This window comes from Streptomyces sp. NPDC047971, from assembly GCF_040653355.1.
Classification (GTDB): Bacteria; Actinomycetota; Actinomycetes; order Streptomycetales; family Streptomycetaceae; genus Streptomyces.
This window is the reverse complement of record NZ_JBEZNW010000008.1, coordinates 12,376-28,789: the sequence shown is the minus strand read 5'-3', so window position 1 is coordinate 28,789 and position 16,414 is coordinate 12,376. Positions and strand designations below refer to the sequence as shown.

Below are 16,414 nucleotides of genomic sequence, written 5' to 3'. Positions count from 1 at the left end.
CCGAGCTCCGGCCGGCAGCGGACGGGCGGGCCGCTACGGAACCCGCGCGGTCCACTCCCGCGTGCCGAACTTGGCCGCCACCAGTTCCTCCGCCCTCGCCATCTCCTCGGCCGTCACCAGGCCGTCCGTCAGCCCGTAACGGTCACGGAAGGAGCCGATCATCCGCTCGATCACCGCCTCGCGCGGCAGACCCGTCTGACGGCGCAGCGGATCCACCCGCTTCCTCGCGCTCCTCGTCCCCTTGTCGGAGAGCTTCTCGCGGCCGATGCGCAGCACGTCCGTCATCTTGTCGGCGTCGATGTCGTACGCCATCGTCACGTGGTGCAGGACCGCGCCCTCGCCCGTCACCATCCGCTTCTGCGCCGCGCCCGCGATCTTCCCGGCGTCCGTGGCGATGTCGTTCAGCGGCTGGTACCACGCCTTGACCCCCATGTCGCCGAGCGCGCCGAGCACCCAGTCGTCGAGATAGGCGTAGCTGTCGGTGAAGGAAAGGCCCTGGACCAGCGCGTCGGGCACCGACAACGAGTACGTGATGGTGTTGCCCGGTTCGATGAACATCGCGCCGCCGCCGCTGATCCGGCGTACGACCTGGAAGCCGTGGCGCTCGGCCGCCTCCGGGTCGACCTCGTTGCGCAAGGACTGGAAACTGCCGATCACGACGGCCGGCGCGCCCCATTCCCAGACCCGCAGGGTCGGCGGGCGGCGGCCCGCCGCGACCTCGGCGGTGAGGACCTCGTCCAGTGCCATGTGCAGGGCGGGGGAGCGCGGCGGCTCGTGGACCAGCTGCCAGTCGTAGTCGGTCCAGTCCGTCGCGTGGGCCAGGGCCCGGCGCACCGCGACGCCGATGCCCTCCGTGGTCAGCCCGTACATCTGCGTGCCCGGGGGCAGCGCCGCGTCGATCCTGGCCGCGAGCCCCGACGCGTCGGTGTCGGCGGGCGCGCCCTCCAGGGCGCGGTCGATGGCGAGGATCGCCTCGTCGGGCTCAAGGAAGAAGTCGCCCGCGACCCGGACGTCCGCGAGGACGCCGTCCCGTGTCTCCAGATCGACGACCACCAGCTTGCCGCCGGGAACCTTGTACTCGCCGTGCACGGACCCTCCCTCTCCCCGATTCCCGTAGGGGGTGAACCGGTCCAAAGCGTACTCCGCGGGGAAACGGAGGGTTAAGGGACGGACGGTCGGCCTGTCAGCCCGACGTGCTTAGCTGGACGCATGATCGATGACTTCCTTGACCACGTCCTCGCCGGCGGTACGACCGAGGTGGAGGAGGCGGTCCGCAAGGCCGCCGCGGCCGAGATCACGCCGCGCTTCCGTCGGCTCGCCGCGCACGAGATCGTCGAGAAGAACGGACCCTACGACCTGGTGACGGTCGCCGACCGGGCCGCGGAGGAGCACCTGACGGCCTCCCTGACGGCGCTGCTGCCCGGGTCCGTGGTCGTCGGCGAGGAGGCCGTCCACGCCGACCCCACGGTCTACGAGGCGCTGCGGTCGGACGCCCCGGTCTGGATCGTCGACCCCATCGACGGCACGCGCCAATTCGTGCGCGGAGAAGCGGGGTTCTGCAGCCTGGTGGCGCTCGCCCGACGCGGTGAACTGCTCGCCTCCTGGACGTTCGCGCCCGCCCTGGACGAGATGGCGGTCGCCGTGCGCGGCCGCGGGGCGACGCTCGACGGAGCGCCGATACGCTCCGGCTCACCGGCTCCCGGGGCGGTCCTGGAGGTCGCCACCTCCCACCCCGACTACACCACCGAGGACCAGAAGCGAGCCCTCCTCGGCCTGGACACCGAGGGCGTCCGTCCGCGCCCCTGCGGGTCGGCAGGACTGGAGTACCTGGCTGTGGCCCGGGGTGTCCTCGACGCCACCGCCTTCAGCTGGGAGTACGCCTGGGACCACGCGGCCGGACTGCTTCTGGTGGCCGAGGCGGGCGGTGCCCACACGACCGTCGCGGGCGAGCCCTTCCACATCACCGGGGGCAACGCGCTGCCCTTCACCGCGGCGCGCGACGCGGCCACCGCGGACCGGATCCGGACACTGCTCCGGGGGCAGTGAGGTCCGCGGGGGCCCGGGAATATCCTGAGAGCCTTGGCCATCGGCTGACGAAGGAGTCCGAAGGTGCCGTCGATGCTCGATGCCGTCGTCGTGGGGGCGGGACCCAACGGACTGACCGCCGCGGTGGAGCTGGCCCGACGAGGCTTCTCCGTCGCCGTGTTCGAGGCCGGGTCGACCGTGGGCGGGGGCGCCAGGACGGAGGAGCTGACGCTTCCCGGGTTCCTGCACGACCCCTGTTCCGCCGTGCACCCGCTGGGATTCGGCTCACCCGTCTTCAAGACGATGCCGCTGGACCGGTACGGCCTCGAATGGCTGCACCCCCGACTCCCCATGGCCCATCCCTGGGACGACGGCACCGCCGCCGTGCTCTCCCGGTCCGTCGCCGAGACCGCGGCCTCCTTCGGGCCACGCGACGCCGGGACCTACCGCCGTCTCGTCGCCCCGTACCTCGGCAAGTGGGACACCCTGGCACGGGACTTCATGTCCCTGCCGTTCAGCGCGCTGCCCCGGGACCCGCTCACCCTCGCCCGGTTCGGCCTCGACGGGATGCGCCCCTCGACCTGGCTCCTGCGCCGCTTCAAGGACGAGAAGGCGCGCGCCCTGTTCGCCGGGCTCGTCGGTCATGTCATCGCCCCGCTGGGCGGGTTCGCCACCTCGGCGGTCGGTCTCGTCTTCGCGCTGGCCGCGCACGAGGGCGGCTGGCCGATGCCGCGCGGCGGCTCCCAGTCGATCTCGGACGCCCTCACCGCGTATCTGGAGGACCTGGGCGGCGCGGTCCACACGGACTACGAGGTCAAGCGGCTCGACGACCTCCCGCCGGCGCGCGCGTACGTCTTCGACACCTCGCCCACCGCCCTCGCCAGGATCGCCGGCTTCGGCAACCACTACGACCACTACCGGTACGGCGCGAGCGTCTTCAAGATCGACTACGCGCTGGACGGCGCCGTGCCGTGGACGGCGGAGGAGCCCCGCAGGGCGGGTACCGTCCAGATCGGGCCCACCAGCGCGGCGATCAGCACCGCGCTGAACCAGGCGTCCTCAGGGACGGCCCCCCGCACGCCCTTCCTCATCACCGCCCAGCCCAGCCTCGTCGACCCCGGCCGCGCTCCCGAGGGGAAGCAGTCCTTCTGGGTCTACGGACATGTGCCGAACGGCTGGGACGGCGATCTCACCGATGCCGTGGAGCGCCAGATCGAGCGTTTCGCGCCCGGCTTCCGCGACCTGGTCCTCGCCCGCGCCACGGCCGGACCGCCCGAACTCGCCGCCCGCAACGCCAACTACGTCGGTGGTGACATCGCCTGCGGCGCGGCCCGCGGACTCCAGCTGCTGCTGCGCCCCAGGCTGTCGCCGCGCCCGTACGGCACCCCGCACCCGGCGGTGTTCCTCTGCTCGGCCGCGACCCCGCCGGGCCCGGGCGTGCACGGGATGTCCGGCCACAACGCGGCCAAGGCGGTCTGGCGGCGGCTGCGCGCGACGAGGAGCTGACGACGGTACGGCGGGCCGGTGGCCCCGCGGCCCGCGCCGCCGGCATCCGTCCCGCCCGGTCCACTCCGCGGAGAAATCGCGGGCGCCGTGGCGGGGGCGGCGCGATCATGGATCCATGAGCACACAGCCGTCCCTCGTCCTCGTCCTGGGCGACATCACGGAGCAGCGGGTCGACGCCATCGTCAACGCCGCGAACTCCTCCCTGCTCGGCGGAGGCGGCGTCGACGGCGCCATCCACCGCAGAGGAGGCCCCGAGATCCTGGCGGAGTGCCGCGCACTGCGCGCCGGCCACTTCGGCAAGGGCCTCCCCACCGGCCGGGCGGTCGCCACGACGGCGGGACGGCTCGACGCAGATTGGGTGATCCACACCGTCGGCCCGGTCTGGTCCCGGGACGAGGACCGGTCGGAGTCCCTGGCCTCCTGCTACCGCGAGTCCCTTCGGGTGGCGGACGAACTCGGCGCCCGGACCGTGGCGTTCCCCGCCATCTCCACCGGCGTCTACGGGTGGCCCATGGACGACGGCGCCCGCATCGCCGTCGAGACCGTCCGGGGCGCCGAGACCGGCGTCGAGGAGGTCAGGTTCGTCCTCTTCGACGAGGAGGCGTATCAGGCGTTCGTCCGGCGGGCCGGCGCCCCGTAGCCGGCGGCGGGGGAACTCGACGGGGCCCGCGGCCGTTCCCAGGGGGACGCGCGGAACACGCGCGGGTGGACGAACGGCTAGCCGAGGTGGCACGGATGGCGATGTGGGACCGGATCAAGGACCAGGCCAAGGGACTCCAGCAGCAGGCCCAGGGAGCACGGAGCGGCGGCCACGGACAGCCGTCGCACGCGGGATCGGCCACGGGGGCGCGCGGAGGATCGAAGGCCCAGCTCGTCGGCGTGCTCAAGACCCAGCTCGCCTCGCTCAAGACCGAGCTCAAGAGCGGTGCCTACCGTGACGCGAGCATGGCCATGTGCGCGCTCGTCGCGGCCGCCGACGGCTCGGTCGATCCGGTGGAGCGGCAGCACGTGGAGTCGCTCATCCTGCAGAACGACGTCCTGCGGAACTTCCCGCCGGACCAGCTGCGGCAGCGGTTCAACAAGCACGTCGACCAGCTGACGTACAACTTCCAGCAGGGCCGGCAGGAGGCGCTGCAGGAGATCGCCAAGGCGGCGAAGAAGCCCGTGGAGGCCAAGGCGGTCGTGCAGACCGGCTTCGTCGTCGCGGGCGCGGACGGCTACATCGCCCCGGCCGAGGAGCAGGTCCTCCGGGATGCCTGCGCGACGCTCGGCGTCTCCCCGCAGGAGTTCGGCCTCTGACACCTGCGGCCGTGCGCGGCCGCCACGGCGCCGGGTGGGCTCAGCCCCGGCCGGTCCCACCCGGCGCCGTCGGGCGCGGATAGATCCTGGACTGCTTCACGCTGCCGAAGGCGAAGCTGGATTCGATCGAGGCGATACCGGGGATCGCGTGGATCCGGTTGCGCACCAGCGCTTCGTACGCCTCCAGGCTCTCGATCACGACCCGGAGCAGGTAGTCGCTGCTGCCCGCCATCAGATAGCAGTCCTGGATGTGCTCGATGAGCCCGACGTGCTCCTCGAAGACGTTGACGGCCTCGGCGGTGTGGCGCTCCAGCCGGATCCGTACGAAGACGGTGATCGGCAGGCCGAAGGCCACCTGGTCCACCATGGCCGTGTAGCCGCGGATCAGGCCCGCCTCCTCCAGCCGGCGCACCCGGCGCAGGCACGGCGAGGGGGACAGCCTGATCCGGTCGGCGAGATCCTGATTGGACAGCCGGCCGTCCTGCTGCAACTCGTGGATGATCTGCAGGTCCACCGCGTCCACCGCTACTCCTTCGTCGATCCTTGGCAGATTCTGCCCCCACGCTAGGGATGGAGGGCAGAACTGGCAATCGGCTGCCCCGCCGAAAGCTCTACCGTTGCTTGTCGTAGCGGCGTGAGCAGGAGGACTCTTCGGTGGGTGGGATACGAACGGCGGCGGCACCGCCCGTCGAGGCGGCACGTGGCACCGGCCGGACCGGGCCGCTCTCGCCGCAGGCCGTGGGCTTCACGGCCCTGCTGCTCACCGTGGCCATCTGGGCCGCCTTCGCCCTCAGCGCCCGCGCGCTGAGCGCCTCCACACTGCTGCCCGCCGACGCGGCCCTGCTGCGTTTCGGCGTCCCCCTCGTGGTCCTCGCGCCCGCCCTGTGGCGGCGCAGGCACCGGCTCGCCGCGGTCCGCCCCGGACCCGCGATCAAGATCATCTGTGGCGCCGGGGTCCCGTTCTTCCTCGCCGCCATGTACGGCGGTTCGCTGACCTCGGCCGCCTTCGTCGGGGCGATCGTCCCCGGCATGGTCCCGCTCTTCGTCTCCGCCCTCATGGTCGCGGGCGGAAAGAGCGTCCCGCGCGGCACGCAGACGGCCGGGCTCGCGCTGATCGTCGCCGGTGTCGTGGCGCTGGTGTGGCGCCACACGACGGCGCTGGACGGGGACGCGCTGCTCGGCGTGGGAACCCTCCTCGTCGCCAGCGGCCTGTGGGCCCTCTACACCGTGGGCCTGCGCGAAGTGGACCTCGACCCCGTCGGGTCCATCGGACTGCTCTGCCTGCCCTCCTTCGTCGTCATCGCGCTGCTGACCCTGACCGGGGTCCTCCCGACCGGAATGGCCCACGCGGCCGGTTCCGACATCGCGCTGTTCCTCGTGGTCCAGGGGCTCGGCGTCGGCCTGTGCGCCGGACTGCTGTACGCGTTCGCGATCCGCCGGCTGGGACCGGAGCGCAGCTCGGTCGTCGGCAGTCTCAGCCCGGTCGCCGTCGTCCTGCTGGCCGTCCCCCTCCTCGACGAGTCGCCGACCCTCCCCGTCCTGGTCGGCGTGCCCCTCATCACCCTCGGCGTCGCGCTCGCCAACCGGCGCCCCCGATCCAAGGTCTCCGCCCATGCTTGAGCTTCTGTCCGCCCCGCCCGTGGACCCGCTGTGGGACCTCGCCGCCGAGTTCGCCGCCGATCCGCGCCCCGAGCGCCTGAACCTCGTCCTCGGCGTCTACCGCGACCACACGGGGGTCACCCCCGTGATGGCGGCCGTCAGGGAGGCCGAGATACGCCTGGCGGAACGCTCCGCGTCCAAGGAGTACCGCGGGCTCTCCGGCAACACCGCCTTCAACCGCGCCATGCTCTCCACGGTCCTCGGCACCGACGCCCTGACCGCCCGGGCGACGGCCGTCCAGACCGTCGCGGGCACCGGAGCCCTGCGCCTGCTGGCCGACCTCGTGAGCCGGACCCGCCCGGGCACCACGGTGTGGATCAGCGACCCCGCCTACGTCAACCACCGCCCCATCCTGGAAGGAGCCGGCCTCCGGGTCCGGACGTACGGGCGGCTCGACCCCACAGGTCTGCCGGACACCGCCGCCGTGCTCGACGACCTGGCCTCCGCCCGCCGTGACGACGTCGTCCTGCTCCAGGGCTGCTGCCACAACCCCACCGGAGTCGACCCCTCCTCCGAGACCTGGGAGGAGCTGGCCGCACTCGCCGCCACCAACGGCTGGATCCCCTTCGTCGACCTCGCGTACCACGGGCTCGGCGACGGCCTCGCCGCCGATCTGTGGGCCACCCGGATGCTGGCCGAGCGGCTGCCCGAGGTGCTGATCGCCGTCAGCTGCTCCAAGAACTTCGGCCTGTACAGCGACCGCACCGGGTGCGCCATGGTCGTGGGCTCGTCCGGCACGGCGCTGACGCACGTCGAGACGGCGCTCCAGAACGCCGCGCGCACCCTGTATTCGATGCCGCCCGAGCACGGCGCCGCCGTCGTCGCCACCGTCCTGGAGGACGAGCGGCTGCGGGCCATGTGGCTCGCGGAACTCGACGGGATGCGTCACCGCATCACGGCCAACCGCGCCGACCTCGTCGCCCATCTCCGCGCGCTCGGCCAGGAGACGCAGGCGGACTCCCTCGCGCGGCAGAAGGGCATGTTCTCGATGCTGCCCCTCACACCCGGACGGATGGGCCTGCTGCGCGAGCGGTTCGGCATCTACGGCACGACCACGGGCCGCATCAACATCGCGGGTGTCTCCGCGCACCGGATCCCGTACCTGGCGCAGGGCATCGCCGCCGTCCTGGAGACGCCCCGCGCCATGTCGGCCGTCTGACCGTCACGCCCCCGGGGGAGCCGGGCGGCACAGCAGGGCGGCCGGGGAGGGCCGAGCGCCGAACCGGGTGGTGAAGGCGATGCCCGCCGCGTACTCGGTGGGCAGGCACTGGCCCTTGTAGTGGCCGCTCGCGTACTCCCCACCGGGCGAGCCCGCCGGCCGGTTGTCACCCCGGTCGAACCAGACCGTCCGGCCGCCGCTCGCCGGGAGCGCCGTCCGGGCCGGGGCGCACAGGGCGGCGGAGACCCGCTCGCCGCGCACGCTGTGGCCGATGAGGAACTGCCCGGCCGGACACTGGAACTTCGTGTAGCCGCCGGCCCAGTCGCCGCCCGCCGGGACATGCGACTCGTCACGGACGACCGTGTGGCCGCCGGTCCCGGCCCGCAGCGCGGAGCCCGCGCACAGCCCGCGGCCCCCGGTGTGGCTCAGCCCGGCCAGCCGCGCGCCGTCGGGGCAGACGGCTTTGCGGGCGCCGCTGTCCCAGTCCCCGCCGGCCCGCACGCGCAGTGAGGCGTTGTGGTCGCGGTGATCGGTCGTCAGCTGGTACCAGGCGGGTGTGGCGGGTACGGCTCCGGTACGGCCGGGTGCGTCCGTCAGCCCGGTCCAGAGCGGGGTGCGCCAGTCGCCCGCGTCCAGGACCCCGGTCCGCCGGCCCTCTGCGTCGTACCGGAGCAGCGCCCAGCTGTCCCCGCCACCGCCGCCGCTCCAGCCGACGAGCGGCCAGTACGCGTAGTCCACGTCGGCGTCGGTGAGCAGTTCGGTCAGGTCGCGGAACCAGTCGCGCGGGCGGCCGTTCGTCTCGTCGGCACCGATGCCGAACTCGCTGATCCACACCGGTGCCGTGAAGTGCTGACCGGTCTCGGCGGAGACGTAGAGCGCCTGGTCGTGGACGACCTGGCGGAGACGTTCGCGACCGAGGTCCTGGTAGCGGGGGTCGCTGGTCTCGCCGATGCCCGTGGCGCCGCTGTGGTTCGGGCCGGTGTAGCCGTAGAAATGGGCCGAGTAGACGAGCTTGCCCGACACCACCAGGGTGTGCGAGAGGGTGCGGACCGGGGTGAGGGTGGGGCGGCCGTGCGGGAAGCCGTCCACCGGAATGCCCTGCCAGTTGATGCCCTCGACCACGATCAGCAGGTTCGGGTTGGCCTCGGCGAGGATGCGGTCGCCGGCCTCCTGTGCGGCCGCATGCCAGTCGTGGTTGTCGCCCATGCCCCAGTTCGGGTCGTCCCAGACGTCGCGGCGGACCTCGTTGTACAGGTCGGCGCCGACCACGCGCGGGTCGGCCCGGTACCGCTTCGCCATGAAGACCCAGTCGTCGGCCCACCGGGCGGTGGACTGCCCGCTGCTGTTCCAGCGCTCGTTGCCGTCGACGCCGCAGCACCAGCGGGTCGTCACGGTGTGGTTGTTGAGGATGACGGCGAAGCCGTCGGCGGTGAGGGCGGCGACGACGGCGTCGAAGACCTGGAGCGGGGTCTTTCCGCGCAGGGCCGGATTGGCCGCGACGGCACCGTCCGGCACGGGGGCCGTCGCCCGCAGCATCTCGTTGGAGAAGGGGAGCCGGATGCTGTTCAGACCGAGGGCGTGGAAGTCGGCGAGGAGCCTGGGAAGCGGGGTGCGGTCCAGGCCGAGGGGGATGCCGTGGGAAGGCTGCCCGGCGTGGTGGCCGGCCGGGTCGGCGATGTCGCCCGAGCCGTTCCAGGAACCCTGGGCGCCGTCCCAGTTGCCGGACCGCAGCCGGAACCGGTTGCCGTGGGCGTCGACCACATGGCGCCCGCGGGTGGACAGCGGCGGGGTCCAGGCGGCGGCTGTGTCCGTCCGGTCCGCCGCGGCCGCGGGCCGGAGAGGAGCGGCCCGCGCCGCCGCGCCCGGCAGGGCCGGCACCAGCAGGACGCCGACCAGAAGGAGGCCACGGACCACGCGTAACACGCTCTGCATCTCGCACCTGCCATGACAGTGGGGGAGTGGGCGCGCGCAAAGTTACCGGCGAGTCGGTTGGAGGGGAACCCACACTGTACGGAGTGGTGCCACAGCGCCCCGTTCCGACGGCTCGGATAGGGTGATGAGGAAGGAAGCCACCCCCCGGGGTTAGGTCGAAGCGTTGGACACTTTTCAGTCGCCGAGCGAGACGCCGGAACGGCCACCGGCGGCCATCGGATACGCGGGTGTCCTCCGCGAACTGCTGCCGATCGCCCTGTGGCGGGAGGACGCGGACGGCTGCGTCGTGGAGTGGTCGCTTGCCGCACAGGACCTGCTCGGCCACCGCCCCGAGGACGTCCTCGGCCGCCCCGCGTCACCCATTCTGGTCCCCGACGCCAACCGGGAACTCGCCGACCAGCTGACCCGCCGTGTCCAGTCCGGCGAGACCGTCGTCGGCACCCTTCCCGTGCGCCACCGCGACGGCCACCAGATCACCATGGAGATGTGGATCGTCCCCGAGATCGATCCCCAGGGGCGGCCCGGCGCGATGCTCATCGCCGTGGAGACCTCCGAGGTCCTGCGGATGCGGGACTCGCTCGCCGCCCTCCAGAGCCTCTTCACCCAATCGCCCATCGGGCTGGCCACTCTCGGCCCCGACCTGCGGTTCCTCCGGGTCAACGACGCCCTCGCGCGGATGAACGGAGCCTCCGCCGAAGAACACCTGGGCAAGCGGCTGACCGAGGTGGTGCCCGGCGTCAACGCCGTCGCCCTGGAAGCGACCATGCGACAGGTCCTCGAACGGGGCGAGGCCGTCGTCGACGTCCGCCGCACCGGCCGGACCTCCGCCGACCCCGACCACGACCGGACCTGGTCCTGCTCCTACGCCCCCCTCCTCGACGGATCGGGGCGACGGCTCGGCCTGATCGCCTCCCTCATCGACATCACCGAGGGGCAGCGGGCGCTGGTCGAGGCAGAACGGGCCCGCCGCCGCTTCGCCCTCCTCTCGGAGGCGGGCACCCGGATCGGCACCACCCTCGACCTGCGCCAGACCGCCGAGGAGATCGTCCAGCTTCTGGTGCCGCAGCTCGCCGACTCCGCCGACGTGCAGATGCTGGAGAGCGTCATCGAACCCGACGAGGCGGGCGCCTCCAGCCATGGCCTGCTGCGCCGGCTCGCCGCCGTCTTCCCCGACCCGACCGCGCCCACCGCCCTGCTCGTCCCGGGACAGACCTTCCAGATCCCGCTCGGCACCGTGTACGAGCAGGTCATCACCGACGCCCGGCCGATGAACCTCTACCACTCCGACCTCCCGGCGCTCTTCCCCGACCCCCGCACCGACCCCCTCAAGGCGTACTTCGCGTCCAGCATCGGCTCCGCGCGCATCGTCCCGCTCGTCGCCCGCGGCAAGGTGCTCGGCGCCGTCAGCGTGACCCGCCTCAACGAGCGCGAACCCTTCGACGAGCAGGACTGCGTCCTCATCGACGAACTCGTCGCCCGCGCGGCCCTGAACATCGACAACGCCCGGATGTACACCACCCAGCGCGAGGCCGCCCTCACCCTGCAGCGCAGCCTGACCAACAGCGCCCTGCCCAAGGTCGACGGCCTGGAGCTCACCGGCCGCTACCTCCCCGCGAGCGACCACGACGTGGGTGGCGACTGGTTCGACGTCATCGCCCTTCCCGAAGGCCGGACGGGTCTCGTCATCGGCGACGTCATGGGGCACGGCATCCACGCCGCGGCCGTCATGGGACAGCTCCGTACCGCCGTACGCACCCTCGCCCGGCACGGCGTGCCGCCCGCCCAACTGCTGCGCTCCCTCGACGCGGCCGTCGCCGACCTGGGCGAGGACGAGATGGCGACCTGTGTCTACGCCGTCCACGACCCGGCCACCGGCGGGGTCGTCATCGCCCGGGCCGGCCACCCCCCACCCGCCGTGGCCACGGCGGACGGCGCGATCACCTTTCTGGAGGGCCCGCCCGGCACCCCCCTCGGCACCGGAGGTCAGGACTTCCGCACCGAGGAGCTGCGGCTCCCGCCGGGAAGCCTGCTCGTGCTGTACACGGACGGCCTCATCGAGGCGAGGGACCGGGACCTCGACCAGGGCATGGACCAGCTCGCCCAGGCGCTGCTGCACATCGAGCAGCCGCTCAGCCAGCTCTGCGACGCGATCCTCACGCAACTGCTGCCGTGCGCCCCGGCGGACGACGTGGCCGTGCTCCTGGCCCGTACGCCCCTGCGCTGACGGCGGCTCCGGCCCCTGCGCCGACGGCGGCTCCGGCCCCTGCGCCGACGGCCGGGTCACGCCCCGCGGTGACGGTCGACCCATGCCCCCGCGGTGACGGCCGGACACCGTCCCGGCGGCCCGCCGCTGCCGCCCCGGCTCACCAGGCCAGGTCCTCCAGCGCGTCGAGGTCCGGCGCCGGCATCCCCGGCAGCTCCGCGTCGCGGGTGTTCAGGGGCAGCTCCGCCCAGATGACCTTGCCGCGATCCGTGTAGCGGGTGCCCCAGCGCTTGGCGAACTGGGCGACGAGGAACAGCCCACGACCGCCCTCGTCGGTGGTGGCCGCGTAGCGCAGATGCGGGGCGGTGCTGCTGCCGTCGGAGATCTCGCAGATCAGCCGGCGGTCGCGGAGCAGCCGGACCCGGATGGGCTCGGCGCCGTACCGGATGGCGTTCGTGATGAGCTCGCTGAGGATGAGTTCGGCGGTGAACGCGAGCGAGCCCAGTTCCCAGGCCTCCAGCTGCGCGGCGCCCGCGTTGCGCACCCGGGAGACCTCGGCCGGGTCGGCGGGCACGTCCCACTCCGCGATCCGGTCCGCCTCCAGACGCCGGGTGTCGGCGACCAGCAGCACGATGTCGTCGTCCGGAGCGGGTACGAGCAGCTCGGCCAGGACGTCGGCGCATGCCTGCTCCGGACTGCGCCCCGTCGTGGCCAGCGCCCCGCACATCATCCCGAGCCCCGTGTCGAAGTCCCGGTCCCGACCCTCCAGAAGGCCGTCCGTGAACAGCACCAGCCGGCTTCCCTCCGGCAGTTGCAGCTCGGTCGCCTCGAACGGCATCCCGCCCACGCCCAGCGGCAGCCCGGCGGGCACCTCGGGGAACTCGACCCGGCCGTCGACGTGCACCAGCGCCGGCCCCGGATGCCCCGCCCGGGCCATGGTGCAGCGCCCGCTCGCGGGATCGTAGACGACGTACAGGCAGGTGGCGCCGGTCATCCGCTCGTTGCCCCCGTCCTCCTCGTCCCCGGGGTCGCCCGCACGGGCGTCGCCCTCCTGCTCCCCTTCGCCGGTGTCGGGCCGGTCGATCCGGTCGATCAACTCGTCGAGGTGTCCGAGGAGCTCGTCGGGCGGCAGGTCCAGGGTGGAGAAGTTGTGCACCGCCGTGCGCAGCCGGCCCATCGACGCCGCGGCATGCAGACCGTGCCCGACGACATCGCCGACGACCAGCGCCACCCGGGCACCCGGCAGCGGGATCACGTCGAACCAGTCGCCGCCGACGCCGGCCTTCGCCGGAAGGTAGCGGTAGGCCACGTCGACCGCCGACAGCTCGGGCAGGACCCGGGGGAGCAGACTGCGCTGGAGCGTCACCGCCATCGCATGCTCACGGGTGAACCGGCGAGCGTTGTCGATCGAGACCGCGGCCCGCGCGGTCAGCTCCTCCGCGAACGTCAGGTCCTCCTCCCCGAACGCCTCCTCCGTCTCGGCCCGCCAGAAGTTGGCCATACCCAGGACGACGCCCCGGGCCAGCAGCGGCACGGCCACGAGCGAGTGCAGCCCGTACGTGAGGGCGTCCGTCGCACCCTCGGGGTCCTGGGCCTGCCAGCCGTCGGCCGTGGTCAGGTCGCCCACCAGCACCGCGTGACCGGCGTCGAGCGCCCGCGCCATCGGGGTGGTCGGCACGACGAACCTGATCACGTCCCCCACCGGCTGGAAGGGATGTTCCGCACGGGTGCCGTTCAACGCCGTACGACGCATCTCGGTGAACGCCCCCGACGGCTCCTCGCCGCGCAGCACCGGCTCCAGCAGCTCCACGGTGACGAAGTCCGCGAAGCGCGGGACGGCCACCTCCGTCAGCTCCTCCGCGGTCCGTACGACATCCAGCGTCGTCCCGATCCGCACCCCCGCCTCGTACAGCAGCTGCAGTCGGCCCCGGGCCACCTCGGCGCGGCCCGAGACCGTGCTGAGTTCGGTCGAGTCCCGCAGGGTCATCACGGTCCCCGTCGGCCGCCCCCGGTACGGCTCCGTGGGGCGTACGTTGACGGCGAGCAGCCGGTCGCCCGCCAGAATCACCTCGTCGGTCACGACCCGCCCGGAGGAGAGCAGCGCGGCGGTACGGGGGTCCAGCCCCAGCTCCGTCACATGCCGCTGCTCCGCCTCGGGGCCGAGGTCGAGCAGGCGGCGCGCCTCGTCGTTGGCGAGCAGCAGCCGGCGGTCCGCGTCGATGATCATCACACCCTCGCGCACCGCGTGCAGCACGGCCTCGTGGTGCTCGTTGATCCGGGTCATCTCCAGCGGGCCCAGCCCGTGGGTCTGCCGGCGCAGTCGCCGGCTCACCAGCGCGGCCCCGCCGACCGCCAGCAGCAGCGCCCCCGCCGCCGTGCCGAAGAGCAGCGGCAGCTGGTCCTCCACCACGTTGCCGACGTTCTGGATCTCGACACCCGCCCCCACCAGACCGACGATGTCCCCGTCCTCCGTCCGCACCGGGACGATCGCCCGGACCGCGTCCGTCGGCTCGCCGGTGAAGATCTCCGTGAACGACTCACCGGCCCTGGCCCTCGCGATGTCGCCGGTGGCGCGCTGTCCGATCAGCTCCGGGCGGGAGTCCGTGTAGCGGATCCCGTCGGGCGTCATCACGGCGAGGAAGTCCAGCCCCGAGGCCGTCCGGGCGGCCTCGGCCCGCGCCTGCAGCAGGGCGGTGGGATCGGGCGCCTGCAGGGAGTCGACGAGACCCGGCGCGTGGGCGAACGCCTCCGCCGCGGCCAGCGAACGGTTGCGCGCGTCACGCTCCGTGTCGTACCGGGCCTGGAAGAAGACGGCCAGTGTCCCTGCGGTCACCAGGAGCACGACGATGATCGCCTGCAGGGCGAACACCTGCCCGGCGACGCTGCGCAGCTCCAGCCCCTTGGGCTGGCGGCCAAGACGCCCGCTCATGGGGTGCTTCTCGGAGGTCCGGCTGTCGTCACTGATTCGTCTGTCACCCGTCCACTTCCTCGGTTTCCCTTCCATGCTGCTCCTGCCGGGGCGGGATATCGACACGAGGAGGCGTGCGGTGGGGCAGTCGGAGCACGGTCCGCGCAGCGGACGTCCATGTCGTTTTCTCGCCAGCCGACCGTGCGGGGCATCCCCGATCCTGGAGACATGCATACCGACACCGAGCGCTGCGTACGGGCGGTCCGCTCGAAGGACGCCCGCTTCGACGGCGTGTTCTTCACCGCCGTCCTGACCACGCGGATCTACTGCCGCCCCAGCTGCCCGGTGGTGCCGCCCAAGGCCGAGAACATGGTCTTCCACCCCAGCGCCGCCTCCTGCCAGCGCGCCGGCTTCCGGGCCTGCAAACGCTGCCGCCCCGACACCAGCCCCGGTTCGCCCGAATGGAACGTCCGGGCCGACGCCGTCGCCCGGGCCATGCGGCTCATCCAGGACGGTGTCGTGGACCGCGAGGGCGTTCCCGGGCTCGCGGCCCGGCTCGGCTGGTCCACCCGCCAGATCGAACGCCAGCTCCTCGCCGAGCTGGGCGCGGGACCGCTCGCCCTGGCCCGCGCCCAGCGTGCCCAGACCGCCCGGCTGCTCATCGAGACGACCCCGATGCCCATGGCCGAGATCGCCTTCGCCGCCGGCTTCGCCTCCATCCGCACCTTCAACGACACCGTCCGCGAGGTCTTCGCCCTCGCCCCCGGGGAACTGCGCGCCCGGGCCGCGCGGGCGCGGGGCACCGCGGACGCACCCCGCACCCCCGGCGTGATCGCGCTGCGGCTGCCGTACCGGGCACCCCTCAACCCCTCCAACCTCTTCGGTCATCTGGCGGCGACGGCCGTCCCGGGCGTGGAGGAATGGCGCGACGGCGCCTACCGGCGGACCCTGACGCTCCCGCACGGCCACGGCATCGTCGGCCTCACGCCCCGGCCCGACCACATCGCCTGCCGGCTCTCCCTCACCGACCCGCGCGACCTCACCCACGCCATCAGCCGCTGCCGCTGGATGCTCGACCTCGACGCCGACCCGGTCGCCGTCGACGAGCAGCTGTGCGCGGATCCGCTGCTGGCCCCGCTGGTCCGGCGGGCACCCGGCCGACGTGTGCCGCGGACCGTGGACGCCGCCGAGTTCGCCGTACGGGCCGTGCTCGGACAGCAGGTCTCCACGGCCGCCGCCCGCACCCACGCGGCCCGGCTCGTCGCGGCGCACGGCGCTCCCGTCGAGGACCCCGAGGGCGGCCTCACCCACCTCTTCCCGACCCCGGAGGCGCTCGCCGGACTCGACCCCGAGACCCTGGCGCTGCCCCGCAGCCGCCGCACCACCCTCCTCACCCTCGTCGAGGCCCTCGCCGAGGGCACCCTGAGCCTCGGTCCGGCCACGGACTGGGACGAGGCCCGCGCCCGGCTCCTCGCGCTGCCCGGCTTCGGTCCCTGGACCACCGAGGTCATCGCGATGCGGGCCCTGGGCGACCCCGACGCCTTCCTCCCCGGCGACCTCGGGGTCCGACGCGCCGCCGAGGGCCTCGGCCTGCCCGCCACCCCGGCCGCGCTGACCGCCCGCGCCGCGCGGTGGCGGCCCTGGCGGGCGTACGCCGTCCAGTACCTCTGGGCCACCGACAGCCATCCGATCAACGACCTCCCCGCCTGAGGAGACGCACGCC

12 protein-coding genes are annotated in these 16,414 nt (G+C 73.1%); 8 read left to right on the top strand and 4 right to left on the bottom strand.

The window, feature by feature from the left end; genetic code table 11:
* Positions 1–33: 33 nt before the first annotated feature.
* Positions 34–1,089 (bottom strand): biotin/lipoate A/B protein ligase family protein, encoded by a 1,056-nt coding sequence (locus AB0D99_RS10390; protein WP_362358675.1) that lies wholly within the window; start codon positions 1,087–1,089, stop codon positions 34–36.
* A gap of 120 nt (positions 1,090–1,209) precedes the next feature.
* Here AB0D99_RS10390 and AB0D99_RS10385 point away from each other — a divergent pair, with 120 nt between their 5' ends.
* From AB0D99_RS10385 to AB0D99_RS10370, 4 genes are all read left to right on the top strand, one after another.
* The gene (locus tag AB0D99_RS10385) at positions 1,210–2,046 is read left to right on the top strand and encodes an inositol monophosphatase family protein (protein ID WP_362358673.1); all 837 of its coding nucleotides are present in this window, start codon (positions 1,210–1,212) and stop codon (positions 2,044–2,046) included.
* A 63-nt stretch (positions 2,047–2,109) separates the two neighbouring features.
* A complete protein-coding gene (locus AB0D99_RS10380) occupies positions 2,110–3,531 on the top strand; it encodes an NAD(P)/FAD-dependent oxidoreductase (protein WP_362358671.1) in 1,422 nt (473 codons plus the stop codon).
* A gap of 115 nt (positions 3,532–3,646) precedes the next feature.
* On the top strand, positions 3,647–4,171 hold the full coding sequence (locus AB0D99_RS10375) for an O-acetyl-ADP-ribose deacetylase (RefSeq protein ID WP_362358669.1): 525 nt from the start codon (positions 3,647–3,649) through the stop codon (positions 4,169–4,171).
* Positions 4,172–4,266: 95 nt separating this feature from the next.
* Positions 4,267–4,830 (top strand): tellurite resistance TerB family protein, encoded by a 564-nt coding sequence (locus AB0D99_RS10370; RefSeq protein WP_362358667.1) that lies wholly within the window; start codon positions 4,267–4,269, stop codon positions 4,828–4,830.
* Between the two features lie 40 nt (positions 4,831–4,870).
* On the opposite strand, the gene AB0D99_RS10365 is transcribed toward AB0D99_RS10370, so the two are convergent.
* Positions 4,871–5,353: an Lrp/AsnC family transcriptional regulator gene (locus tag AB0D99_RS10365; RefSeq protein ID WP_362358665.1), complete on the bottom strand. Its 483-nt coding sequence runs from the start codon at positions 5,351–5,353 to the stop codon at positions 4,871–4,873.
* A gap of 131 nt (positions 5,354–5,484) precedes the next feature.
* On the opposite strand from AB0D99_RS10365, the gene AB0D99_RS10360 reads away from it, so the two are divergent.
* Together AB0D99_RS10360 and AB0D99_RS10355 are read left to right on the top strand one after the other, a co-directional pair.
* Positions 5,485–6,450 carry a DMT family transporter gene (locus AB0D99_RS10360; RefSeq protein ID WP_362358663.1) on the top strand — a complete coding sequence of 322 codons (966 nt, stop codon included), beginning with the start codon at positions 5,485–5,487 and terminating at the stop codon, positions 6,448–6,450.
* Entirely contained in the window at positions 6,443–7,648 is a 1,206-nt protein-coding gene (locus tag AB0D99_RS10355) for an amino acid aminotransferase (RefSeq protein ID WP_362358661.1), read from the top strand. The genes AB0D99_RS10360 and AB0D99_RS10355 overlap by 8 nt, the downstream gene beginning before the upstream one ends.
* 3 nt (positions 7,649–7,651) lie before the next feature.
* On the opposite strand, the gene AB0D99_RS10350 is transcribed toward AB0D99_RS10355, so the two are convergent.
* Positions 7,652–9,580, bottom strand: a complete 1,929-nt coding sequence (locus AB0D99_RS10350) for a cellulase family glycosylhydrolase (RefSeq protein WP_362358659.1) — start codon at positions 9,578–9,580, stop codon at positions 7,652–7,654.
* Between the two features lie 163 nt (positions 9,581–9,743).
* On the opposite strand from AB0D99_RS10350, the gene AB0D99_RS10345 reads away from it, so the two are divergent.
* Complete coding sequence (locus tag AB0D99_RS10345; RefSeq protein WP_362358657.1) at positions 9,744–11,804, top strand: SpoIIE family protein phosphatase; 2,061 nt, start codon at positions 9,744–9,746, stop codon at positions 11,802–11,804.
* Positions 11,805–11,943: 139 nt separating this feature from the next.
* Here the strand turns inward: AB0D99_RS10345 and AB0D99_RS10340 are convergent, their stop codons facing one another.
* Positions 11,944–14,712: a SpoIIE family protein phosphatase gene (locus AB0D99_RS10340; RefSeq protein ID WP_362358655.1), complete on the bottom strand. Its 2,769-nt coding sequence runs from the start codon at positions 14,710–14,712 to the stop codon at positions 11,944–11,946.
* A 207-nt stretch (positions 14,713–14,919) separates the two neighbouring features.
* On the opposite strand from AB0D99_RS10340, the gene AB0D99_RS10335 reads away from it, so the two are divergent.
* The gene (locus AB0D99_RS10335) at positions 14,920–16,401 is read left to right on the top strand and encodes an AlkA N-terminal domain-containing protein (RefSeq protein ID WP_362358653.1); all 1,482 of its coding nucleotides are present in this window, start codon (positions 14,920–14,922) and stop codon (positions 16,399–16,401) included.
* The last annotated feature ends 13 nt before the right edge of the window (positions 16,402–16,414 follow it).